The organism is Rothia mucilaginosa, assembly GCF_001548235.1.
Lineage (GTDB): Bacteria > Actinomycetota > Actinomycetes > Actinomycetales > Micrococcaceae > Rothia > Rothia mucilaginosa_B.
In genome coordinates, this window is the sequence record NZ_AP014938.1 from 1,750,554 (window position 1) to 1,773,013 (window position 22,460).

The following is a 22,460-nucleotide window of genomic DNA, read 5'->3' on the forward strand; positions in this document are numbered from 1 at the left end:
GTCATAAGTATGCGTGACGCATGATAAACGGGTATCTTAGATTATGACTATATCCATCACGGGTGACGCTTTTTGCCTCCACCCGTGCGGATTGCGGCGCGACTGAGAACACTCGGATGTGTCCAATCTGGTAGGTGAATACCGCCCTCGCAGAAGCGGCGGTGCGCCGTGATAATACAGGAGAAAACATTGACCGCTGACCTCGTAGTAGTCGGTTCGGGCCTCTTTGGTCTGACCATCGCAGAACAGGCTGCCACTGAGCTGGGCCTGAAGGTTGCCCTGCTGGACCGCCGTTCCCACATCGGTGGTAACGCATACAGCGAGAAGGAGAAGCAGACCGGTATTGAGGTGCACCGCTACGGTGCGCACCTGTTCCACACCTCCAACGAGCGTGTCTGGGAGTACGTGAACCGTTTCACCGAGTTCACCAACTATGTGCACCGCGTGTACACCCGCCACAACGGCATCGTCTACCCCATGCCGATTAACCTGGGTACCATCAACCAGTTCTTCAACGCAGCTTACTCTCCCGCAGAGGCAAAGGCGCTTATCGCTGAGCAGGCTGGCGAGCTGGCTGGCACCGACCCGCAGAACCTGAACGATAAGGGTATCTCCCTGATTGGTCGCCCCCTGTACGAGGCGTTCATCAAGCACTACACCGCTAAGCAGTGGCAGACCCCGCCGGAAGAGCTGCCCGCATCCATCATTTCCCGCCTGCCGGTTCGCTACAACTACGACAACCGCTACTTCAACGACAAGTACGAGGGTCTGCCCGTTGACGGCTACGCAGCATGGCTGGAGCGTATGGCGGCGCACCCGAACATTGAGGTGCACCTGAACACTGACTTCTTCGAGCCCGGTCACCAGTACTCTCGCGAGAACGTCCTGGGTCAGATTCCCGTGGTCTACACCGGCCCGGTTGACCGCTACTTCGACTACGCTGAGGGCGACCTGTCCTGGCGTACCATCGACCTGGAAGAAGAAGTCCTGCCGATTGAGGACTTCCAGGGTTGCTCCGTGATGAACTACCCCGATGCTGATGTTCCCTTCACTCGCATCCACGAGTTCCGTCACTTCCACCCCGAGCGTGACTACACCAAGGACGCAACCGTCATCATGCGCGAGTACTCTCGCTTCGCGAACAAGGGTGACGAGCCGTACTACCCGGTCAACACCTCCGTGGACCGTGAGAAGCTGCTGGCGTACCGCGACCTGGCTAAGGGCGAGAACAACGTGCTGTTCGGTGGCCGCCTGGGTACCTACAAGTACCTGGATATGCACATGGCTATCGGCGCTGCACTGTCCATGTTCGACAACAAGATCCGCCCGCACTTCGCTAACGGTGCGAAGCTCGAGTCCGGTGGTGTTGACGCATAACCATGGCTGATAAGACTTTGAAGAACCTGCAGCGGGTTATTTTCCCGAGCGCGGTTGAGACTGACGTCGTGCCCCTGTACGTGGACGCGAGTGTCGCAACCGGCGTTCAGCTGCCGACCCGTATTGACGGCGATGCTTCGACCTCTATTGCGGAGGCGATGAACACCTCCGGTCAGTCTGTGTCGAACGCTAGCGCGAACCGTGATGCCGCGAACAGCCTGAACAGCCGCCGCTCCATCACCGTGAACGCGGGCCAGAGCCTGTCTTTCGGCACCTACTTCAACGCGTTCCCCGCTTCGTACTGGCGTCGCTGGACTGACCTGCAGAAGGTCGTGCTGAGCGTTCAGACTCGCGGCGAGGGCATGGTCATTGTGTACAAGTCCAACGGCCGTGGCGTGATTCAGCGCGTGGATGCGAAGCTGCTCTCCGGCGAGGAGACCAACACCTTCACCCTGCCCCTGGCACCGTTCGGTGACGGCGGCTGGTACTGGTTCGACCTGGCTGGCACCGGCGACCTTGAGCTGGTTGAGGCGAACTGGCTGGGCGATATTGAGCCCCGCGCAGACGTGAAGGCCGGTCAGGCGACTGTGCAGATTACCACCATGAACAAGGTGGAGTACTGCATTAACAACATTCGTGCTCTGGGTGAGAGCCCCGAGATTTTCGATGCCGTGCACGAGTTCCTGATTGTGGACCAGGGCACCCAGAAGGTGCAGGACCACGAGGACTTCGAAGAGGTCGTTAAGCCCCTCTCCGGTAAGTTCCGTATTATCAACCAGGGCAACCTGGGTGGTTCCGGTGGCTTCTCGCGCGGTATGTTCGAGGCTGTCAACAACGGTTCCGATTACGTGCTGCTGCTCGATGATGACGTTATCGTTGAGCCCGAGTCGATTCTGCGTATGGTGACCTTCGCGAACTACTGCAAGGAACCCACCATCGTGGGTGCGCACATGTTCGACATGTTCGACCGCTCGGTCCTGCACGCGTTCGGTGAGGTTGTTGACCCGTGGCGTAACTTCTACGCTAAGCCGCACGAAGACATGGCTATGGGTCACAACCTGGGCCACCACAACCTGCGTAACACCCCGTGGCTGCACCGCCGCGTGGACGTGGACTACAACGGCTGGTGGATGTGCCTCATCCCGACCGCCGTCATCAAGGAAATCGGTCTGTCCCTGCCCCTGTTCCTGAAGTGGGATGACGCTGAGTACGGTCTGCGCGCTAAGGCTGCAGGCTTCGCTACCGTGTCCTTCCCCGGCGCGGGCGTGTGGCACGTTTCCTGGACCGATAAGGATGACTCGGTCGGCTGGCAGGCGTACTACCACGAGCGCAACCGCCTCATTACGGCGCTGCTGCATTCGCCCTTCGATAAGGGTGGCCGCGTGCTGCTGGAGTCCCTGTTCTTGGACGTCAAGCACACCCTGTCCATGCAGTACTACACCGAGGCCGGCCGCCTGATGGCGCTGGAGGATCTGCTCTCCGGCCCCGATCACCTGCACCCCTCGCTCTCGCAGCGTCTGCCGGTGATTCGTGCGATGGCTAAGGAGTACCCGGAGTCTCAGGTGAAGCCGAACGTGGATGACTTCCCGGCTATTCAGACGAAGAAGCCTCCGTTCCGTGGCCGCCGTTCCTTCGCGTCCCCCGGTTACAAGAAGCTTGCTTCCTGGACCGCGAAGACTGTTGCTCGTCAGCTGTTCAAGCCGGTGAGCGAAGAGGCGAAGGCTCACCCGCAGATTCAGCTGAACTACGGTGAGACCAACTGGTGGACCCTGTCGAAGTTCGATTCGGCTCTGGCGACTAACGCTGAGGGTACCGGCCTGTTCTGGTACCGCCGCGACCCCGAGCAGTTGAAGTCGAAGCTGGCTCAGGCAGCTAAGCTGCACGTCCAGCTGGTGACCGGCTGGGAGCAGCTGCGTGAGCAGTACCGTTCGAAGGCTGCAGAGGTTGCATCCTACGATGCGTGGGCTAAGACCTTTGCTGAGCATACGGATTCTGAGCTGACCCGATGAGCGATTTGAAGTCTGTTCCCCTGAAGGCGCCCGGTCGCGGCCGCGGCATTCTGGATGCGATGAAGAATCGCTACCTGCTTCGACTTCTGGTTGATAAGGAAATCCAGGTTCGCTACCGCGGCTCGGTGCTGGGTATTCTGTGGTCCTACATTAAGCCGGGTGTGCAGTTCCTGGTGTTCTACATTGCCATGGGTCTTTTCCTTGGTCTGGAACGCGGTATGCACAACTACGCTGTGTATCTTTTCTCGGGCATGATTGCTATTAACTTCTTCTCGGAGGGTTTTGGTAATGGTGCTCGCGCCATGGTGGTTAACAGCGCTCTGATTCGCAAGATTTATCTGCCGCGTGAGCTGTTCTCGCTGTCGACGGTGTGGGTGGCTCTGGTGCATTTTGTGCCGCAGATTGTGGTCATGCTCCTGGCATGCTTTGCGGTGGGCTGGCATCCGTCCTTGTTGGCTTTTGAGTCGATTCTGGCGGGCATGCTCATCGTGATGCTGCTGTCCTACGGTCTGGGTCTGATTTTCGGTGTGGCTAACGTGTTCTTCCGCGATTCGGAGAACATTGTGGACATGCTGCTGATGGTGGCTACCTGGTTTGCTCCGGTGCTGTACTCCTGGACCATGGTGCGTGACACTCTCTACCCGTGGGTGTTCAACGTGTTCATGATGAACCCGCTGACTGTCGCGGTGGAGCTGTTCCACTATGGCTTCTGGCATCCGACCCTCCGTCCTGAGGATTTGGCGCTTCCTGCTTCGCAGGTGGTTCCGCATCTCTTCAGCTTCTGGACTCCGATTGCCATTGGTATTTCTCTGCTGACCGTTTTGATTGGTGATTTGCTCTTCCGTAAATTTGAGGGCAACTTCGCCCAGGAGCTCTGATTCTGTGGATATTAAGAAGCTTGAGTTCCCTCCGGTGAGCCCGGACGCTCCCGTGGTGATTCACGTGGAGAACCTGGTGAAGCGCTTCGTTCTGCGCCACACCCGTTCGATGAAGGAAGCTTTTGTTTGGCTGATTAAGGGCCGCAAGGGTGATCTTTCGGAGAAGTTCAATGCGCTCAACGGCGTGAGCCTGGATATTCGTCAGGGTGAGCGTGTGGCTCTGCTGGGTCTGAACGGCTCGGGTAAGTCTACGCTGCTGAAGATGATTTCTGGCGTGATGCGCGCTGATGAGGGTGAGGTTCTCACTCGCGGCAATATTGCGGGTCTGATTGAGGTGGGCGCTGGTTTCCACCCGGATCTGACTGGCCGCGATAACGTGTACCTCAACGGCGCTATCTTGGGTATGACCAAGGAAGAGATTGAGGCTTCCTTCGATTCGATTGTGGATTTCGCTGAGATTCACGACTTTATCGATACTGAGGTGAAGTTCTACTCTTCGGGTATGTACCTGCGCCTGGCGTTCTCGGTTGCGGTTCACACGAACCCGGATATCTTCCTGGTGGATGAGATCCTTGCGGTGGGCGATGAGCCTTTCCAGAAGAAGTGTATTGCGAAGATTCAGGAGCTGTGCTCTGCCGGTAAGACTCTTGCCGTGGTGAGCCACGACCTGGATTTGGTTTCTAAGATTTGTGACCGCGGCGTGGTGCTGGAGCACGGTAACCTGCGTTTTGACGGTCCGATTAAGGAAGCTGTGAAGGTGATTCGCGGCGGTGACTAATCGCTAGATGATTGCTTGTGATGGGGCGTGTATTCTCGATGGGGGAGTGCACGCCCCTTTGCTGTGCCCGAATGTTGTTGGTGCTGGATAGGGGTCTAGCGTTTCAGGAGGGGCGGCTGCGAGTGTTTAAGACGAAATGTTACGTGTGCACCAAGTGCAATATAGTCGCGGTCAGGGGTGGGTGGTTTGAGATGCGCGCAGGCAGCTGTTCTGTGAGTCACAGCTGACTAGGTGTTTTGAATTTTGATGCACTTTAGGTAACGATATGTGTGATTCTACGCATCAAAAATACTCAAATACTATACTCGTAAATATTAAGGGGCGTTTTATTACATTTTGATAAATTTGATGCTTTGACGCTAGGGTGATGGTGGCATTGATGTATCAATGCTTCACCGTATTCCACACAACCACACCACACACAGCATCGGATCACTTCAATGGAGAACACCGTACTGGATACCCGGGCGGAGCATCTAACTCTGCTCGAAGAAAATATCCGCGAGGCAATGCGCCACCGCAGCCTGGACCCGCACGAGGACCAGCATGCGGTGCGCGGGCTCATTGACGAGCACCTGACCGATTACGAACAGCGGCGCACCCGCATTTCCCTGCCGGATTTGGGTGACCGCGAATCCGTGATTCAGCGCCTGCACGATGAAATCTGCGGCTTCGGCGTGATTCAGCCGTTCCTCGATGATGAGAGCGTTGAAGAAATCTGGATCAACTCTCCCGACGAAATCTTTATCGCCCGTAACGGCGAAAGCGAATTGACCGGTCTGCACCTGAGCGCCGAGGCGATCAATAGCTTGCTGGAGCGCATGCTCAAGCCTTCGGGTCGTCGTGTGGACCTTTCTTCCCCGTTTGTTGATGCATCCCTGCCGGATGGCTCCCGCCTGCATGCGGTGATTCCGGATATTACTCGCAGGCACACGAGCATCAATATCCGTAAGTTCGTGGTGCGTGCCCGCCGACTGCCCGACCTGGTGCGTATGAACTCGCTGAGTGCCGGCGCGGCGTCTCTGCTGCACGCGGCGGTGGAGAGCGGCATGAACATCCTCGTTTCGGGTGCAACCCAGGCGGGTAAGACCACGATGCTGAACTGCCTATCGGCATCCATTCCGCCGCGTGAGCGCGTGATTACGTGCGAAGAAATCTTTGAGCTCGCGGTTCCGCTACGCGATGTGGTGGGCCTGCAGTGCCGCCAGCCGAACCTTGAGGGCACCGGCGCGATTGAGCTGCGCCGCCTGGTCAAGGAGGCTCTGCGTATGCGCCCGGACCGCATCCTCATTGGTGAGGTGCGTGAGGCGGAGTCCCTGGATATGCTCATTGCGCTCAACGCGGGTCTGCCGGGTATGTGCACAATTCACGCGAACTCGGCGCGTGATGCGGTGACCAAGATTTGTACCCTGCCGCTGTTGGCGGGTGAGAATATTTCCTCGGCGTTCGTGGTGCCGACCGTGGCGTCCTGCTTTGACATTGTGGTGCATTGCGGCCGCGATTCGCGCGGTCAGCGTCAGGTCGAAGAGATCAGTATGCTGGGCGGCCGCGTTGAGGACGGCGTGATTGAGATGTCCCCGCTGTTTGTGCGCCGTGACGGTCAGATGGTGTGCGTGGCGTTGGAGCTGCCGAACCCGGACCGTTGGATTCGTGCCGGTCACCGCCCCGAGCAGGTGCTGGCTGCGGCGAAGGCGGGGCAGTAATGCCCCTGTTTCTGAGCCTGATTTTGGGGTTGGGCGTCTGCCTGATTTACCTTTCCTGCTTTCCCGATAACGGCAAGCCTCCGAAGCCGAGTAACGACCCGGCGCTGGTTGTGGCGTTGCGTAAGGCGGGTATGCATTCGCTGACTCCTCGCACGTTCATGTGGGTGAGCGTTGCCAGCGGTGTGAGCGCGTCGGTTCTGTTGCTGATGCTTACTCAGCTTTTGCCGCTGGGTCTGCTGGGCCTGATTGGTGGTTTTGCGGCACCTCGCGTGATTGTGAATCATCGTGCCCGCGCGGCGGATGCCCGTATTTGGCAGTTGTGGCCAGATGCGGTGGACCACCTGCGTTCGGCGATTCGTGCGGGTCTGTCCCTGCCGGAGGCGTTGATTCAGCTCTCGTACCGCGGCCCGGAAGAGCTGCGTGATGCCTTCGCCCATTTCTCACGTGATTACCGTGCGTCGGGTGAGTTTGTGCCGTCGCTGAACCGTTTGAAGGAGTACCTTTCTGACCCGGTGGCGGACACCATCATTGAGGCTTTGAAGATTGCCCGCGAGGTGGGCGGTTCGGACCTGGGCAAGCTGCTGGGCACGCTCAGCGATTTTCTGCGCGATAATGCCCGCACCCGCTCGGAGCTTCTGGCCCGCCAATCCTGGACAGTGAATGCGGCTCGCCTTTCCTGTGTGGCGCCCTGGTTTGTGCTGTGTCTGATGGCGACTCAGCCTGCCGCGCGCATGGTTTATAACTCGTTTGCCGGTGCGATGCTGATGATTGCCGGTGCCGCTATTTCTTTGGCGGCGTACCGTCTGATGCTGCGTATTGGTGAGTTGCCGCGTGAACGGAGGGTTTTCGGGTGAATCTGCCTCTGATTTTTGGTCTGCTGTTGGCGACCGGCGTGGGTCTGATTCTTTCGTCGGTGCTGAATACTCGCAGTATTTCGTTTTCTGATCGTGTGGCCTCGCAGCTGCGCGGTGAGACTCTGCGTGAGTCGCTTTTGAAGGAGCAGGAGCGCCGTGAGCCGAGCCTGCTGGAGGCGATTTCGGCGTTCTGCGCGCCGCTTCTGCGTTCGCTGTCTTCGTCGTTGAGCGGCTCGTCGCTGAGCGATAGTTCCGTGCAGGAGCGTCTGCGTCGTGCTGGCTCTTCGCAGAGTGTGAGCGCGTTTCGTGCTGAGCAGCTGCTGTGGGCTCTTGCCGGTGTGACCGTCATGAGTGCCCTGACCGTCATTGGCGTGGTGCAGGAGCGTTTCTCCATCCTGGTGGCTCTTGTGCTGGTGTTGGTGAGCGGTTTGAGCGGCTTTCTGGCGCGTGACTGGTGGCTGGGTGAGGCGGTGACTAAGCGTGAGAAGCAGCTGGTTGCTGAGTTCCCGGCGCTGGCGGAGATGATGGCTCTGTCGGTGACGGCGGGCGAGTCGGCGCTGGCAGCTTTGGAGCGTATCTGTTTGACCTCTCGCGGCGAGTTGGCTCGTGAGTTTTCTGAGATTTTGGCGCAGACCCGCACCGGTGTTTCGCTGCTGAGTGCGTTGCAGGAGTTTGCGGAGCGTACTCGCGTTCCGGCGTTGAGCCGCTTCGTTGAGGGTATTGCTGTTGCGATTGAGCGCGGTACCCCTCTGGCTGATGTGTTGCGTGCGCAGGCTCAGGATGTGCGCGATAACGCTAAGCGTGAGCTGATGGAAACAGCCGGTAAGAAGGAGATTGCGATGCTCGCCCCGGTGGTGTTTTTCATCCTGCCGCTGACGGTGATTTTTGCGGTCTTCCCGGGCTTGTCGCTCATGCGTTTGAACTTTTAGATTTTGCGGCGGGTACACACCGTACCGGCTGCACAGCGGTGGGCTGGGCTGATTGCCCGGCGCGCCGCACCAACCACACACTACACCCTTTGATAGAAGGAGAAAATCATGTTCCGTCGTTTCCGCACCACCCTCACCGTGCTGATCGCCCTGGCTATCGCATCCGTGCTGGCTCTGCGCCTGAAGAACAAGCAGGATGACCCCGAGCGCGGCGACGTGCCCGGCTGGGTCATGATCACCATGATGAGCGCCGTGCTGGTTGCCGCTATCTTGGCGATTGCTCAGCCCGCTCTGACCAAGATGTTCAACGACGCGATTGCTCTGGTTCACCAGTAATGCGTAAGCCCCGCATCGCTTCTGAGCTGACTGCCGCTGAGCTATCCTCCGCGGAATATTCTGCGGAGGAGAGCGAGCGCGGTGACGCCAGCACGGAATTCGTCATGGTCGGTGCGCTGCTGGTGTTGCTGACCATGGCGATTCTGCAGGTTTCTTTCGCCCTGTATGCACGAACCATGTTGGTGGATGCTGCGGCGGCTGGGGCACGTTACGGTACGATGCGTGACCGCACTCCGCAGGAGGGCATGGAGCGTACCCGTCAGATGATTGAGGGGGTTCTTCCGTCTTCGTATGCTGAGAATATTTCGTACCGTCAGAGTAGTGATTCTACGGGCGTGCGCACTTTGGAGGTGACGGTGAAGTCTCCGTTACCGGTGCTGGGCCCGTGGGGTTTTCCGGATTCTATTGAGGTGAAGGGGCATGCGATTTATGCGGAGCATCGTTCCGGTGATTAGTGGCTTTTCGCTTCGGCAGCGGGTGAAGGAACGCCTGATGAGCCGCTCTGACCGGCCTCTTTCTAACCAGCACAATCCTGAAGAGGGTAGCGCCATTGTGGAGTTCCTGGGTTTGGGTATTACTCTGCTCATCCCGGTGCTCTACGGCATTCTGACGATTTTTAGCCTGCAGTCTTCGGTGATGGCGGCTCATGCGGCGAGCGCCCAGGTGGTGCTGTATGTGCAGGAGCAGCCGCAGGATTCGTCGGTGGGCCCGGATTTGGCTCAGCGTCTGGCGGCGCATGCTGCCGCGGATTACGGGGTTGAGCCTTCCGATGTGAGCGTGTCGTTGAGCTGTTCGTCGGGGGAGTGCGTCTCGGGTACGAAGGCGTACGCCACGGTGACGGTTCAGGCGCGTCTGCCGCTGCTGCCTTCGTTTATGGGTGGCGGCGTGATTCCGGTGAGTTCTCATGCGACGAGTTGGGGGTCTGGTCATGCTGATTCCTAATGGTTCGTCGGCTTGCCTGCTTTCCTCTGTGCGGGAGTGCTACACTAACGCACACCGTCGGGCTCGTGCCCACATGCAGGCTCGTGCCCGCGTACAGAGCCGGGCGCTCGCCTCAGGCCGCCTCGACTCTGACCCGCTCGCATCAGGCCGCCTCGCCGCTGACCCGCTCGCATCAGGTCCGGAAGAGGGCAGTATTGCCCCGCTGATTGTGGGCATGCTGGCGTTGCTTCTGCTCATCGGTTCGGTGACGGTGGCGATTACGGGTGCGTATCTGCAGACTCAGTATCTGCAGGATGTGGCGGACGCTCAGGCGAACTCGATTACCCGCACGATGCGCACTCCGGATGAGGCGAGTGGTTCGGCGGCGTGGGAGTATGCGAGTGCGTACCTGGCTGAGGTTCAGCCGGGGCAGGATTTTCAGGCGTTGCGTCTGGAGAATGTGTCCGTGGATTCTGATCACAGTGTGCACGTGTACCTGTCGGCTCGTATTCGTCCGCCGCTGCTGTCGATTCTGGTGCCTGATGGTATTGAGGTGACCGCTCATGGTTCGTCGCGTTTGAAGACGAGCCAGGGTCCGTCCACCGATTAGTGCGTCCATCAACGGCGCACGGGCATATCGGCGACGGGCTTATCGGCTCACTCGCTTATTGGCGTGTTGTGAGCCCCATAGACTGCGAGGGTGCATCCGCAAGGTAGTGTAACGGCTAGCGGATGCGCCCTCGTTTTATGCCTTCTTTTACGTCTTCGTTGCCCTCTACCTGCCCCTTCCTTCTGCGCTGTGGGCTGTTGCGGGCTGTAACGGCGGGACTTTCTGGCAGTTTCGCGATAGTGTTAAAAGCTATGGCATCCTTCGACTTTTCTGCTGAGATTAAAGAGCATCGCGCGATCTTCGACTCTATTGCTGCTGTGAGCGATATTGAGGGGATTGAGCGCGCCATTGAGGACCTGTCTGCGCAGGCTGCCGCACCCGATTTGTGGGATGACGTGGAGAACGCGCAGAAGGTGACGAGCGCACTGTCGTATAAGCAGTCGGAGCTGAATCGTCTGCGTTCGCTGTCTTCTCGCATTGATGATGTTGAGGTGATGGTGGAGCTTGCCGAAGCGGAGGATGAGGAGACTGCCGCCGAGCTGCTCGCTGATGCTGAACGCGAGTGCGCTGAAATCCGCGCCAAGCTGGAAGAGCTTGAGGTGCTGGTGTTGCTCTCGGGTGAGTACGATCAGCGTGAGGCTGTGGTGACGATCCGTTCGGGCGCCGGCGGCGTGGATGCTGCTGATTTCGCGGAGATGCTGCTGCGCATGTACCTGCGGTGGGCGGAGAAGAACGGCTACCCGACGAAGGTTCTGGACACCTCCTACGCTGAGGAGGCGGGCCTGAAGTCGGTGACCTTTGAGGTGAACGCGCCGTACGCTTTTGGCCGCCTGTCGGTGGAGGCGGGTACTCACCGCCTGGTGCGTATTTCGCCGTTCGATAATCAGGGCCGCCGCCAGACGTCGTTCGCGGCGGTTGAGGTGATTCCTCTGATTGAGCAGACGGACGCTATTGAGATTCCCGAGTCTGAGATTAAGGTGGATGTGTTCCGCTCGTCGGGCCCGGGTGGTCAGTCGGTGAATACGACGGATTCTGCGGTGCGTATGACTCACTTGCCGACCGGCATTGTGGTCTCGATGCAGAATGAGAAGTCGCAGTTGCAGAACCGTGCGGCGGCTTTGCGCGTGCTGCAGTCTCGCCTGTTGCTGCTGCGTAAGGAGCAGGAGGACGCGAAGAAGAAGGAGCTTGCTGGTGACATTAAGGCAAGCTGGGGTGATCAGATGCGCTCCTATGTTCTGCATCCGTACCAGATGGTGAAGGATCTGCGTACCGGCTATGAGGAGGGTAATACCTCTAATGTTTTGGATGGCGGTTTGAACGCCTTTATTGATGCTGGTATTCGCTGGCGCGCTTCGGGGCGCGCGGTTGAAGAGAGCTAAGACATATAAGGATTGAGTGATGGCTCAGAAAAAGAAGAAAGACGCGAAGAAGGACCCGAATAACGCGATTATTGCCCAGAATAAGAAGGCTCGCCACAACTACAACATTGTGGATACCTATGAGGCGGGCATTGTTCTGCTGGGTACTGAGGTGAAGGCTCTGCGTGAGGGTGGGGCGTCCATTGTGGATGGTTTCTGCCAGGTGACCGATAACGAGTTGTGGCTCGAGGGTATTCATATTGCGGAGTATGGTTACGGTACGTGGACGAACCATGCGGCTCGTCGTCGCCGTAAGTTGCTACTGCATCGTTCTGAGATTAATAAGTTGGCGCAGAAGCTGAAGGAGACCGGTTACACGGTGGTTCCGTTGAAGCTGTACTTCTCGAATGGTCGTGTGAAAGTTGAGATTGCTTTGGCGACCGGTAAACGTGAGTACGATAAGCGTCAGGCTTTGCGTGAGCGTCAGGATGACCTGGAGGCGCGCCGCGCGATGCGTTACCGCAACCTCGGCTAGAGCTGAGGCAACGGCCGGGGTGCACGGTTGCTCTAGGAACTTGCCGGTAGGGGCGGGGCGCGGTTCCTCACGTATAATGGTTAAAAATTCGTGGCGTACCGCGAGCACCATTCATTCTTTGAGGAGACATATGTCTGAGAACCCGAACTACCAGCAGAACCCGGGCGAGTTCATTCCCGCACCGCAGCAGGCACCCGCATACAACATGCAGGGCGGCTACCCCGGCTACCAGCCGAAACCGGGCTCGGGGCTGGCTATCGCCTCCTTGGTCTGCGGTATTTTGGGTGTTCTGACCGGTATTTTTATCTTTAGTGGACTTTCTCTTGGCCTGGCGGGTATCGTGCTGGGTATTGTTGCGCTGGTGAAGGTGAAGAACGGTACCGCTTCCGGTAAGGGCATGGCGATTGGTGGCATTGTCACCGGTGCGCTGGGCATGATTGTTGCTGTTGTCGTGCTGGTTCTGGGCATGATTGGCCTTAGCATGCTCGGCGACTGCGCTGAGCAGGCCGTGCAGGATTCGAACGGCAACTACGTGTGCACCATCGAGGGTAAAACCATGACGATGAGCCCCGATGAGTACAAGGTGTACCGCCGTTAAATCGCGTTGAGTCTTTGAAGCGTTGAGGGACCGAATAGTGTTGAACTATTCGGTCCCTTGCTCTTTTTCGGCGCTGAATCTGCCCGATTGGTGGATTCTGGGGGATGATTCTGGAATCTTGGACTTCATAGATGACCCCAATGACGGCTTATTTATATAATGGAACCGAACTCAGCGCGCAATGGTGCGTTGGGCGAGTATAAATTGTTCGCTGCAACTGTGAAGGAAAGAACGACGGATGTCTGAGAATAACTACGGAAATAACCAGGGGAACGCACAGAACCCCTACGCTGCTCAGCAGCCTAATTCTTCCGCCCAGAGCTCGTACGGTCAGGATTACGGCCAGGCTCCTTCGGCACAGAATACCTACGGCCAGGATTACGGTCAGAGCGCATCCGCTCAGAACACCTACGGTCAGGCTCAGCAGCAGAACGCTACTCCGCAGAACTCGACCCAGCAGAACCAGTACGGTCAGTTCGGTGCGCAGTCTTCTTCGCAGAATGCTTACGGCCAGAACGTTGCTCAGGGTACCTCTGCCCAGGGCGTTGCGGCTCAGGGTGCTTCGGCTCAGAACACCTACGGCCAGCAGCAGTACGGCTACGGTCAGGACGCTTCCTACCAGGCGCAGCCCGCTCAGCAGAATCAGTACGGTTACGGCCAGGACGCCTCCTACCAGGCGCAGCCCGCTGACTACAACTACCAGCAGAACTCTTACCAGCAGCAGCCTCAGCAGGATGCTTACGGTTACGGTCAGCCCGCAGGTTACCCGTATGCGGCTCCCGTGACGAAGAAGGCTCCCGGCATGGCGCTGGCGGCGATGATTCTCGGTATTGCGGCTGTGCTGACCGGTTTCTTCGTGTTTGGCGCTCTGCTGGGTATTGCCGCAATCATTCTGGGTGTGCTGTCCCTGAAGAAGGTCAAGGAAGCTGGTGCAGGTAAGGCATTCGCGCTGACCGGTATTATCACCGGTGCGGTGTCTGTCCTGATTTCGATTTGCATGCTTTTCGTATTCATTTCTTTCTATCAGACCACTCAGAAGTGCCTTGAGGTTGGTACCGAGGACGGTCACGGTAACGTGGTCTGCCAGATTGGTGACAACCCGAACAACCGTATGACTGTTCCGGCTCACCGCTAAGGCTTGACCACCTAATTTTGACTGCCTAATTTTGGCTACCCGGTGCGGTACGCGAACGGGGTGAGGCTCCCAGATAATCTGGGGCGCCTCACCCCGTTCGCTGTGCCCGTGATTTTCTGCACCGATTTTCTGCGCCCGCCGTTGATTCGGGTGTGTGTGGGGTGGGGGACTTGCACGCCGTTAAACATCTTAGATATACTGAATCTCTACCGTGTTTGAATGGCACCGCGGCGTCAAGGTATGTCGAGGAAAACTTTCAGAAGACGGTGGGCTTTTTGATAAAAGCATAGGGGGATGATCGGTTTCGACGATGTGAGTTGAGATGGGTGAAGCGTGCCGAGGATGCAGGGTTATCTCGTTAACGCCCTCTGCAAAAAATTAAGTGCAGAATCTAAGCGCACTGACTTCGCACTCGCTGCCTAAGCGCGAGTTGCCGTCTGTCGGCCTGAGCATGCCTTTGGCTCAGTTACCGGCATCGACTTAAAAGGCCACTGCTGCTAGCCCTTGTTGCGGGGGTTAGCGGGACTTTTACGTGACTAGGTTCGTCGGTATATGTGTTTATGCAAGTACCGGAGCCGAAAAGTAGCGTTCGCATAAACTGCGCACGGAGAAGCCCCGTTGACGCCACATCGGACCGGGGTTCGATTCCCCGCATCTCCACGATCTCCCAACCGCCTGCTCACCTTCACGGGTGCGCGGCGGTGATAATCGGTTCCAATCCAGAGGATGAACCGCGGTAGGTTTCTACCACCCGGCAGGACGCCCCACGGCGTCACCTGCCGGGTATTTTTATACCCAATTGTCAGTCTGTATTGCTGGTTCGTTCTGGGGTGTACCGGTGTGCCCGAGGGTGCTCATGTGACCGCATTGTAATGAGAACGCCATCAGAGAATGACGACTCATATGTCGTTGACTTCGAGGGCCTGTCTATCTCTCCTCATCCGTTCGAGGGACGATATCGGGGTAGCTGGTCCTCATTCAGAGACTACCTCACTGACGAAAATAAGGATGAGTGGCACAGCTGACTCGACAAAGATGTGTGCTATTTCGATGGGGCTGTCTATGAGCGAAATGCACGCTTTGAGTACAGCACCATCAATGTCTCGGATAGGAAGGTTTTCAGCTTTGCCTTGCTATGAGCCTCAGCCCGATATCCGTCGCCCACATGGTAATTTGGGTCTTGCCTCCCCGCTAGAAGTATTTGATATCGATAATGTTGTCAATGATGATACACTCAGGTGGTCAGACACCGATTATGGGACAGATTCTGAGGCTTACTGAACCCAGCAGCCTACATTGTTCCTAGGGGTTCAGAATCGACCGATTTATTGTGACATGGGTAGCAAAGGAGCGGCGATGGCGGAGGACCTTACCGAAGATCAGGTGCGCCACAAGGCCAGGGGAATCCTCGACTTCGAGGACAGGCCGGGGGTCGTCTCTGGCGTCGGACAGCTCATGACGTTCAACCGGGTGGGCTTCAAGGGTGTGGCGGACAAGCCGGACGGGTGGTATCTGCCCGACAACGTGAACGACCCCGCCGTCGTGCTGGAAACCAAGGCCAGCCGCATCGTGCTCAAAAAAGACCAAGTCGATGAACTGCTCAAGAACATACGCATCCTCATAGGCTCAAGGATATGGGCTATCAGATGTTTCATACGGCGATTCATTCGGTTCTGTCGAAATGGCTTGAGAGTGCCGCAACCAAAACACGAAGATTGACATCCTGCTGGAGGAGTATTCCAACATCAAGATGAACACGACGGACAATCAGAAGGCAATCAATGATTTCATTGATTGGGTGATTGAGATTAAAGAGTTTCTCTGTGAATTGCTGGAAGCGATGTACGAAGAACTTCCTGTTCCGAAAAAGAAGAAGTGAGAATAATATGAGCAGAACGGAAAATGTTGAATTGACGGTATTGTGTCTCATCACGGATGGGGACAGAATGCTCCTTCAGAACAGAGTAAAAAATGACTGGCAGGGATATACGCTTCCAGGCGGTCATGTGGAACCGGGAGAATCTTTCGTTAATGCGGTTATCCGTGAAATGAAAGAGGAAACGGGGCTGGATATAAAGAATCCACGGCTTGTGGGTGTGAAGCAATTTCCAATCAAGGACGGACGCTATGTTGTTATTTTGTTCAGGACTAACGAATATAGCGGGACGGTCATGTCTTCTGACGAGGGTCAGATGGAATGGGTGGAAAGCAATCGCCTATCAGAGATAAACACGGTCGATGATTTTGAGGATTTGATGCGAGTAATAAACGATCCGGCTCTGACGGAATTTCAGTACCTGGTCGATGGGGATACATGGACAGTCTCTATAAAATAGTATGAGTACACGAGGTTGAAAAATGAGCAGACCTATAACAACTTTATTTATGCTTATGTCGGTAGACGGCAAAATCAGCACAGGCTCCTCGGACGAATTGGATGTAGATAAGGATTATCCTACTATAACTGGCGTGTCGGAAGGTTTGCATCAATCACTATGATTTTGCTCCTGAGAATGGGAGCCCAAGACTGAGCTGGAAACAGTAGAGTCGTAGATACCGACAAAATATCCGGCATCCTCCGTTGTCTCACAGAAAGCAATGGTGGCCTCCGTAATACCAGCCTTGGAAGAGGTCCAATGCGTGCGAAGAATATATTTACACTAGGATTTTTTCTCACTATTGTTCCGGTGTTCTGGGTGATTATCTCATTTGCCAGAGACGGGGAGTTCTTTAATCCAGTATCAATTCTAAGTGCAATTTTAGGAGGTCTTTTGGTTACTTTTGCAGCCAGAAAGACGCTTGAGAGTGATTCAAAGTTCCCTAAGGGACCTCCTAAGGGATCTAGTAAGTAAAACATCGCTTAGAAGTTTCTACGTGGTCAACGAGATGTGGTAGCAGTTTTAAAACTGCTGCCACATCTTGCTGTATATGTAAATGTAATATATGAGTCTTTTATCTTGGTTTGGTCGTAAATCGCCTGCTCCATCAGCACCACAGAACACCTGTCTTTGACGAACACCGAGTTCTTCGCTTCTCCCACGACGTCGGGTAAGACGGTGACGGAACGCTTTGCGATGCAGATGACCGCCGTCTACGCCTGCGTCCGCATCCTGGCCGATGCCGTCGCCTCGCTGCCGCTCCACCTCTACCAAGAGAGGGCGGGTACTACGGTATGCCCAATTGTCGGTCTGTACTGTCGGTCAGTTCTGGGGTGTACCGGCGTGCCCGAGGGTGCTCAGGTGACCGCATTGTAATGAGAACGCCATCAGAGAAGACGAAAACGCACCCTATGCCGTAGTATCGAAGGGTAGATATCGTTGTTCGGCGTTGATTGTTCATTCAATCTCACCGGCAATATTCGAGAGCAACCACAGAGCCACAGATTAGCCGGTCATAGGGACGCCACCGCTACGATGCGGTAGCCACACAGCCGCTATGACGACCACTCAAGGACACACCATGGAAAACCAGATTCCCGCCCCCTCCTTCCCGGAGCAGAGCAACGCAAACTCCCAGCAGCCTGTAGGCGCCCCCGTGGGTGTAGCACCCGGCGCTCCCATCGGTGCAGCACCCGCCGGCCCCGCCCTCGGCGTGGCACCCGCTAACGTGCGCGACCGCGACGACAGCTACCAGCGCATCCCGGACGCCTACCAGGTGCCGGCTGAATACCGCCGCCCCTACGGTGAGACCACCGGCGACTTCCGCGGCCCCGGCTACTTCTACTCCATCGGCGCGTTCGGCGCCTCCCTGGGTGCACTGGCGCTGACCCTCTACGCGTGGATTCAGGTCGCGGCACTCCACTCTGAAGCAACGCTCAACTCCCGCGGCTATAGCTCCTCTGAATATAGCTCCAGTCTGAGCCTGAGCCCCAACATCATGGTGATTGCCCTGCTGCTCGTGGGTCTGATCCCGGTCGGCGTTTCCATTTGGCTTGCCATCTACTCGGCGAAGGTGAACGCCGGTCACGTCACCAAGTACACCTCGAAGATGACGACCTTCAACATTCTGGCGTACATCATCTCGGGTCTGAGCCTGCTGGGTCTGCTCGGCACCCTCACCATGCTGTCCTAAAACTGACAACGCTTGCTCTCATAGCGATACATAGTGAGGCGGCGGCTTTCCACGATTGGAAAGCCGCCGCCTCGCTATATTTCTACCGCCATCGGGGGAGGGGCTAAGGGCAGAGAGAATCTAGGAACGGGGTGCGAGCGCCTCCAGCACCTGCTGCTGGACCGCCGCCGTATTACTTGCTACCAGGGACACCGGATGCACGCCGGAGACCGAAACACCCGCGTGCTCGGGCAAGTCACCCTCCAGGGTGGAGGCGACGCCGCCAGCCTCACGAATCAGCGGCAGAAGCGCCGCCACCTCGTAGAAAGACAGAGACGGATCAACCACGGTATCCACGGCACCCTCAGCGAGCATACACGCCGCCCAGAACGAACCGTACGCGCGGGAACGACCAACGGACCCCAGAAGCTGTACAAGCTCGCCAGAGCGGTCCACAGCGCCTTCAGAAGACGCCTTCCAGGAGGCGAGGTCGGTGTACGCGGCGGACAGCTGATCCAGCTGAGTCAGCGAGGACACCTCAAGACGAGTAGCCTGGGCCAAGGACTTACCCGTGTACGCGCCCGAACCGCGAGCAGCCCACCAGCGGCGGCCCAGCGCGGGCGCAGACACCACACCCACCACCGGCTCACCCTGATCCAGTAGCGCAATCAGAGTCGCCCACACCGGCACGCCGCGGCGAAAATTATCCAGCTCAGCAATCGGCGCAATCACCCACTGGCGCGCCGCCTGACCGTTATAGCCAGCATGCTCACCGGCAATACCGTCACGAGTACGCACACGCGATAGCTGCGCGCGCAGAAGCTCCTCAAGCTCCTCAGCCACACCCGAGGCGTAATCGGCAGGCTCCTGCACCGGTTCCTGCGGTTCTACGGGCTGCTGAGTAGCCTGTTGCCACGGCGCCAACGGTGCCGCAGCGGGTGCCGCTTCGGCGGGCTCTACCGCCTCGGATGCGGGGGAGAAGACCGGGCGGTCACGAAAACGCATGGCGCTCACACGATCGACGCTATCGGCAAGAATATGCGCTAGACGCAAATCGTCGGTGTACTGCTGGGGACGGCTCATAGTAATGCTCTTCTTCATGAATCGGTGATGTAGTCAGCAAAAATGTGTGTGTAGTGCAGGGGAGAGAAGCTAGACGAGAGCGCCCAGTTCCTTCTCCGAATCGCCCTCTTCAGGAGTCAACAGCAGCAACTTACGCAAGGACTCCAGGCGGGCGGGACCGCTCTCACCGGCATGACCGGCGGCAACGTACGCCTCCAGACCGCACTCGGGAGCCTGCGCCGCGTGAGTACACCCCTTCGGGCAATCCGCCGCACCGGGCGCCAAATCCACGAACGCCTCCACGACGGTCTCTGGCGGCACATGCGCCAGACCGAAAGAACGAATACCCGGAGTGTCAATAATCCAGGTGCCCGGCTCCATCGGCTCACCATTCGCATTCACCGGACGCAACGCCAACGCCGACGAGGAAGTGTGGCGGCCGCGGCCCGTCACCGCGTTCACATGGCCGGTCGCACGCTCGGAGCCGGTCAGCGCGTTCACCAGGGTCGACTTACCCACACCCGAATGGCCCAGAAGCACCGACACCTGACCCAGCAGTTCCTGCAGAAGCTCCTGAACCGGTGCCGACTCCAAACCGGCAGCACCCTCCTGGCTCGGCGCCAAACCATCTGAAGAAGCGGACAGCACAATCTTCAAACCGCTCGCCGCATAGTAATCCAGCAGGTTCTGCGGGTACCGCACATCGGTCTTGGTAATGCACAGAATCGGCTCAATACCGGCATCAAACGCCGCCACCACGGCACGATCAATGAAGCCGGTACGCGGCTCCGGGTTCGCCGCAGCAACCACAATCACCAGCTGCTGAGCATTCGCCACGACCACGCGCTCCGACGGGTCGGTGTCATCGGCACTACGGCGCAGAATCGAGGTGCGCTCACCCAGACGCACAATGCGCGCCAGGGTATCCTTCGCGCCGGAGGTGTCACCCACCAGGTCCACAAAGTCGCCGGTCACAATCGCGGTGCGGCGCAACTCCTTAGCGCGCGCCGCAACGAGGGTACGTTCCTTCTCGGTACCCTCATCAACTACGACCGACCAGCGGCCGCGGTCCACCGTAATGACCCTGCCACGAATCGCTTCTTTGAAGGTCGGGCGGTCCTTCGTGCGGGGTCGGGAGCCCTTCTTGTTCGGGCGCACGCGCACATCCGACTCATCCCATTCGGAGAAATCGCGCACGTTCATGCGGGAAGAACCCATTTAGAAGACCTCCTGGTCGGCGGTAACGATGGAAGCGCCGGCCTGCCATTGCGCCAGCATATCCTCCCACATTGCGGTAAATTCGGGCATGGTCTTAGCCACGGTGGCAACATTCTGCACCACCACATTGGGACGGCGCAGACCAATAATCGTCGCGAAGGTTGCCATACGGTGATCGTCGTAGGTGCGTGCCAGAACCGGCTGAGCCTCAGCGGTAGCGGGGATGGGCGCCTCAATCACCAGCGAATCGGCGGTGTCGTGGGCGCTGCCTCCCAGACGGTTAATCTCAGCGGCGAGCGCGGCGAGGCGGTCCGTCTCATGACCGCGCAGATGCGCAATACCGGTCAGCTCCACCCGGCCCTTTACGAAAGCGCAGGCGGCCGCCATGGTCGGCGCCAACTCGCCACCGGCAGACAGGTCAAAGGAAAAATCGCCCTCGGGAAGCTGCGCCGGACCGGTCACGGTCAATTGTCCCTCAGCGTAGCTCACCCGGGCACCCAGCGCGGGCAGAAGCTCACGCCACATATCGCCCACCTGGGTCGTACCTGCCGACGAGTCAGCCGCGGGTGCCGGCCAGTGAGGAATAGTCACCGACTCGCCGGTGACCACGGCGGCGGCAAGGAACGGGCCAGCATTCGACAGGTCAGGCTCAATGGTCATCTCAAAGCCGGGGAAGGAACCGGGGTGAACCGTCCAACGGTACTCGCCACCCTCTGCTGTGTTGTCGTGGCTCGGGTAGTGCTCCTGCACCCGGATACCCATCTGGCGCAGCGCCTCCACGGTCATCTGAATGTGCGGGATGGACGGCACCGAAGAGCCCTCGTGCACCAGCACCATGCCCTGCGGCAGGCGAGGGGCCATCAGCAGCAGCGCCGAAACGAACTGGGAGGACGTCGAAGCATCAATACGAACCACGGGCGCCTCAGAGACACCTTCCGCGCTCGCCAGACCGGGGGAGCGCAGCACGAAGGGCAGAGCGTTCTCGCCCTGCTCACAATCCACCCGCACACCCAGCTGACGCAGACCCTCCAGAACCGGACCCATCGGACGCTGACGGGCGTGCGGGTCACCGTCAAAAGCGAACTCACCCGGCAGCAGAGCCGCCAGGGCGGGCACAAAACGCATCACGGTACCGGCAAGACCGCACTCAATCGACACCGCCTGCGAAACGGACTGTGCCTGAGCGGAATCTGCCTGCGCAAAGTTGAGGGGAGTAACCTTTACATCCGGGCCGAACGGCGAATCGGTCGGCACCAGCTCAATACCCGCACCCAGCTGACGCAGCGCCTCAATCATCAGCGCCGAATCGCGCGAATGCAGGGGCGCACGCAAATACGAGGGGGAATCAGCCAGAGCAGCAAGCAGAAGATAGCGGTTCGTGAGCGACTTAGAACCCGGAATATGCACCAGCGCGTTCTTGCCAGCTGCTTCGCTGGAGGCGGGTGCCAGGGGAGCGGGCCAATCACCGGGGGAAAGCTGCACTGCTGCGTCGCTCATACATCCTCTTCTGGTTCAAATCATGGGGAAGGCGCAGAATCAGAGAGGCTGCGCCGGTTGACGTCTACCCCTATTCTACCGGTTGAGGGTTTGCGAGCCGCTGAGGGCTGCTGCGCTGAGACAGACAGCGCGAACCAACCAATACGCGGGAAGGCGGCGCACCGTTATTGGTGCACCGCCTTCACTCATCGTCAGTTTTCTGCCCCCTCAGCGAGGCAACAGCTTGGGGCAGCTTAGAGCTTTGCCTCGGCGCAGAACTTCTGCACATCCTGCAGCAGGCGAGCCTTCAACTGCTCGGGTGCCTGCTGAGCACACGAAGAACGCATCTTCTCACGCACCATCAGCTCAAAATCCTTCACATCCGCGCACTCGGGGCAGGCATTCAGATGCGCTTGAATCGTGCGCAGCTGCTCGGGGCTCAGCTCCCTATCGAGGAATTCGTAGAGGTGCTTGAGGGTCGAGGAGCAGGGCTGGCCGCCGCAATCCTCCAGCGGCTCGGAGGCTGCGGGGACGGAAGAATTCTTGTCTGTGCTTGACATCGGGGTTCCTTTCACACGGAAGGTATAAAGCGTTAGGGGAGTCTAGCCTCAACCTCATGGGGGGGGCTAGCTC

The 22,460-nt window shown here is 58.0% G+C and carries 22 protein-coding genes, 1 other RNA gene and 1 pseudogene; 20 read left to right on the top strand and 4 right to left on the bottom strand.

Annotated features, from left to right (window positions below):
* The first annotated feature begins 189 nt into the window (after positions 1–189).
* The 20 genes and pseudogenes from glf (at position 190) to RM6536_RS06950 (ending at position 18,092) form a co-directional block, all read left to right on the top strand.
* Positions 190–1,377, top strand: a complete 1,188-nt coding sequence (gene glf / locus RM6536_RS06855) for a UDP-galactopyranose mutase (protein ID WP_060824553.1) — start codon at positions 190–192, stop codon at positions 1,375–1,377.
* 2 nt (positions 1,378–1,379) lie between these two features.
* A complete protein-coding gene (locus tag RM6536_RS06860) occupies positions 1,380–3,386 on the top strand; it encodes a glycosyltransferase (RefSeq protein ID WP_060824554.1) in 2,007 nt (668 codons plus the stop codon).
* Positions 3,383–4,264 (top strand): ABC transporter permease, encoded by an 882-nt coding sequence (locus tag RM6536_RS06865; RefSeq protein ID WP_049352622.1) that lies wholly within the window; start codon positions 3,383–3,385, stop codon positions 4,262–4,264. The genes RM6536_RS06860 and RM6536_RS06865 overlap by 4 nt, the downstream gene beginning before the upstream one ends.
* Before the next feature lie 4 nt (positions 4,265–4,268).
* A complete protein-coding gene (locus tag RM6536_RS06870; protein WP_049337844.1) occupies positions 4,269–5,042 on the top strand; it encodes an ABC transporter ATP-binding protein in 774 nt (257 codons plus the stop codon).
* 440 nt (positions 5,043–5,482) lie between these two features.
* Positions 5,483–6,745: a CpaF family protein gene (locus RM6536_RS06875; RefSeq protein WP_060824555.1), complete on the top strand. Its 1,263-nt coding sequence runs from the start codon at positions 5,483–5,485 to the stop codon at positions 6,743–6,745.
* Entirely contained in the window at positions 6,745–7,599 is an 855-nt protein-coding gene (locus RM6536_RS06880; protein ID WP_049345774.1) for a type II secretion system F family protein, read from the top strand. The genes RM6536_RS06875 and RM6536_RS06880 overlap by 1 nt, the downstream gene beginning before the upstream one ends.
* A complete protein-coding gene (locus RM6536_RS06885) occupies positions 7,596–8,528 on the top strand; it encodes a type II secretion system F family protein (protein WP_049345773.1) in 933 nt (310 codons plus the stop codon). Before RM6536_RS06880 ends, RM6536_RS06885 begins: the two co-directional genes overlap by 4 nt.
* Before the next feature lie 108 nt (positions 8,529–8,636).
* Positions 8,637–8,864: a hypothetical protein gene (locus RM6536_RS06890; RefSeq protein ID WP_005505403.1), complete on the top strand. Its 228-nt coding sequence runs from the start codon at positions 8,637–8,639 to the stop codon at positions 8,862–8,864.
* On the top strand, positions 8,864–9,319 hold the full coding sequence (locus tag RM6536_RS06895) for a TadE family protein (protein WP_049349496.1): 456 nt from the start codon (positions 8,864–8,866) through the stop codon (positions 9,317–9,319). The genes RM6536_RS06890 and RM6536_RS06895 overlap by 1 nt, the downstream gene beginning before the upstream one ends.
* 37 nt (positions 9,320–9,356) lie before the next feature.
* Positions 9,357–9,806 carry a pilus assembly protein TadE gene (locus RM6536_RS06900; RefSeq protein WP_231917950.1) on the top strand — a complete coding sequence of 150 codons (450 nt, stop codon included), beginning with the start codon at positions 9,357–9,359 and terminating at the stop codon, positions 9,804–9,806.
* Positions 9,769–10,395 (top strand): pilus assembly protein TadG-related protein, encoded by a 627-nt coding sequence (locus RM6536_RS06905; RefSeq protein WP_060824556.1) that lies wholly within the window; start codon positions 9,769–9,771, stop codon positions 10,393–10,395. Before RM6536_RS06900 ends, RM6536_RS06905 begins: the two co-directional genes overlap by 38 nt.
* Before the next feature lie 251 nt (positions 10,396–10,646).
* A complete protein-coding gene (gene prfB, locus RM6536_RS06910) occupies positions 10,647–11,774 on the top strand; it encodes a peptide chain release factor 2 (protein WP_060824557.1) in 1,128 nt (375 codons plus the stop codon).
* A 19-nt stretch (positions 11,775–11,793) separates the two neighbouring features.
* Positions 11,794–12,288, top strand: a complete 495-nt coding sequence (smpB, locus tag RM6536_RS06915; RefSeq protein ID WP_060824558.1) for an SsrA-binding protein SmpB — start codon at positions 11,794–11,796, stop codon at positions 12,286–12,288.
* 130 nt (positions 12,289–12,418) lie between these two features.
* Positions 12,419–12,886 (top strand): DUF4190 domain-containing protein, encoded by a 468-nt coding sequence (locus tag RM6536_RS06920; RefSeq protein WP_060824559.1) that lies wholly within the window; start codon positions 12,419–12,421, stop codon positions 12,884–12,886.
* A gap of 238 nt (positions 12,887–13,124) precedes the next feature.
* Positions 13,125–14,021, top strand: a complete 897-nt coding sequence (locus RM6536_RS06925; protein WP_060824560.1) for a DUF4190 domain-containing protein — start codon at positions 13,125–13,127, stop codon at positions 14,019–14,021.
* Between the two features lie 290 nt (positions 14,022–14,311).
* Positions 14,312–14,684: a transfer-messenger RNA gene (gene ssrA, locus RM6536_RS06930) on the top strand.
* A gap of 693 nt (positions 14,685–15,377) precedes the next feature.
* Entirely contained in the window at positions 15,378–15,740 is a 363-nt protein-coding gene (locus RM6536_RS08965; protein ID WP_197664995.1) for a hypothetical protein, read from the top strand.
* Positions 15,741–15,907: 167 nt separating this feature from the next.
* Positions 15,908–16,357 carry an 8-oxo-dGTP diphosphatase gene (locus RM6536_RS06940; protein WP_049333302.1) on the top strand — a complete coding sequence of 150 codons (450 nt, stop codon included), beginning with the start codon at positions 15,908–15,910 and terminating at the stop codon, positions 16,355–16,357.
* Positions 16,358–17,044: 687 nt separating this feature from the next.
* Positions 17,045–17,173, top strand: a pseudogene (locus RM6536_RS09210) (phage portal protein); the annotation flags it as partial.
* A 307-nt stretch (positions 17,174–17,480) separates the two neighbouring features.
* Positions 17,481–18,092 carry a hypothetical protein gene (locus RM6536_RS06950; protein WP_060824562.1) on the top strand — a complete coding sequence of 204 codons (612 nt, stop codon included), beginning with the start codon at positions 17,481–17,483 and terminating at the stop codon, positions 18,090–18,092.
* A gap of 120 nt (positions 18,093–18,212) precedes the next feature.
* Here RM6536_RS06950 and RM6536_RS06955 read toward each other — a convergent pair whose 3' ends face one another.
* From RM6536_RS06955 to rsrA, 4 genes are all read right to left on the bottom strand, one after another.
* The gene (locus tag RM6536_RS06955; protein ID WP_060824563.1) at positions 18,213–19,154 is read right to left on the bottom strand and encodes an inositol monophosphatase family protein; all 942 of its coding nucleotides are present in this window, start codon (positions 19,152–19,154) and stop codon (positions 18,213–18,215) included.
* Between the two features lie 69 nt (positions 19,155–19,223).
* Positions 19,224–20,351, bottom strand: a complete 1,128-nt coding sequence (rsgA, locus tag RM6536_RS06960) for a ribosome small subunit-dependent GTPase A (RefSeq protein WP_060824564.1) — start codon at positions 20,349–20,351, stop codon at positions 19,224–19,226.
* Positions 20,352–21,848 carry a 3-phosphoshikimate 1-carboxyvinyltransferase gene (gene aroA, locus RM6536_RS06965; RefSeq protein ID WP_060824565.1) on the bottom strand — a complete coding sequence of 499 codons (1,497 nt, stop codon included), beginning with the start codon at positions 21,846–21,848 and terminating at the stop codon, positions 20,352–20,354.
* Between the two features lie 233 nt (positions 21,849–22,081).
* Complete coding sequence (gene rsrA / locus RM6536_RS06970) at positions 22,082–22,387, bottom strand: mycothiol system anti-sigma-R factor (protein ID WP_060824566.1); 306 nt, start codon at positions 22,385–22,387, stop codon at positions 22,082–22,084.
* Between the last annotated feature and the right edge of the window lie 73 nt (positions 22,388–22,460).

What these genes read in the sequence shown, in the direction of transcription:
- RM6536_RS06860 (WP_060824554.1), top strand. Translation starts at nt 1,380, where the DNA reads ATGGCTGATAAGACTTTGAAGAACCTGCAGCGGGTTATTTTCCCGAGC.
- RM6536_RS06865 (WP_049352622.1), top strand. Translation starts at nt 3,383, where the DNA reads ATGAGCGATTTGAAGTCTGTTCCCCTGAAGGCGCCCGGTCGCGGCCGC.
- RM6536_RS06875 (WP_060824555.1), top strand. Translation starts at nt 5,483, where the DNA reads ATGGAGAACACCGTACTGGATACCCGGGCGGAGCATCTAACTCTGCTC.
- RM6536_RS06880 (WP_049345774.1), top strand. Translation starts at nt 6,745, where the DNA reads ATGCCCCTGTTTCTGAGCCTGATTTTGGGGTTGGGCGTCTGCCTGATT.
- RM6536_RS06890 (WP_005505403.1), top strand. Translation starts at nt 8,637, where the DNA reads ATGTTCCGTCGTTTCCGCACCACCCTCACCGTGCTGATCGCCCTGGCT.
- RM6536_RS06895 (WP_049349496.1), top strand. Translation starts at nt 8,864, where the DNA reads ATGCGTAAGCCCCGCATCGCTTCTGAGCTGACTGCCGCTGAGCTATCC.
- RM6536_RS06900 (WP_231917950.1), top strand. Translation starts at nt 9,357, where the DNA reads ATGAGCCGCTCTGACCGGCCTCTTTCTAACCAGCACAATCCTGAAGAG.
- RM6536_RS06905 (WP_060824556.1), top strand. Translation starts at nt 9,769, where the DNA reads ATGCGACGAGTTGGGGGTCTGGTCATGCTGATTCCTAATGGTTCGTCG.
- prfB (WP_060824557.1), top strand. Translation starts at nt 10,647, where the DNA reads ATGGCATCCTTCGACTTTTCTGCTGAGATTAAAGAGCATCGCGCGATC.
- smpB (WP_060824558.1), top strand. Translation starts at nt 11,794, where the DNA reads ATGGCTCAGAAAAAGAAGAAAGACGCGAAGAAGGACCCGAATAACGCG.
- RM6536_RS06920 (WP_060824559.1), top strand. Translation starts at nt 12,419, where the DNA reads ATGTCTGAGAACCCGAACTACCAGCAGAACCCGGGCGAGTTCATTCCC.
- RM6536_RS06925 (WP_060824560.1), top strand. Translation starts at nt 13,125, where the DNA reads ATGTCTGAGAATAACTACGGAAATAACCAGGGGAACGCACAGAACCCC.
- RM6536_RS08965 (WP_197664995.1), top strand. Translation starts at nt 15,378, where the DNA reads ATGGCGGAGGACCTTACCGAAGATCAGGTGCGCCACAAGGCCAGGGGA.
- RM6536_RS06940 (WP_049333302.1), top strand. Translation starts at nt 15,908, where the DNA reads ATGAGCAGAACGGAAAATGTTGAATTGACGGTATTGTGTCTCATCACG.
- RM6536_RS06950 (WP_060824562.1), top strand. Translation starts at nt 17,481, where the DNA reads ATGGAAAACCAGATTCCCGCCCCCTCCTTCCCGGAGCAGAGCAACGCA.
- RM6536_RS06955 (WP_060824563.1), bottom strand. Translation starts at nt 19,154, where the DNA reads ATGAGCCGTCCCCAGCAGTACACCGACGATTTGCGTCTAGCGCATATT.
- rsgA (WP_060824564.1), bottom strand. Translation starts at nt 20,351, where the DNA reads ATGGGTTCTTCCCGCATGAACGTGCGCGATTTCTCCGAATGGGATGAG.
- aroA (WP_060824565.1), bottom strand. Translation starts at nt 21,848, where the DNA reads ATGAGCGACGCAGCAGTGCAGCTTTCCCCCGGTGATTGGCCCGCTCCC.
- rsrA (WP_060824566.1), bottom strand. Translation starts at nt 22,387, where the DNA reads ATGTCAAGCACAGACAAGAATTCTTCCGTCCCCGCAGCCTCCGAGCCG.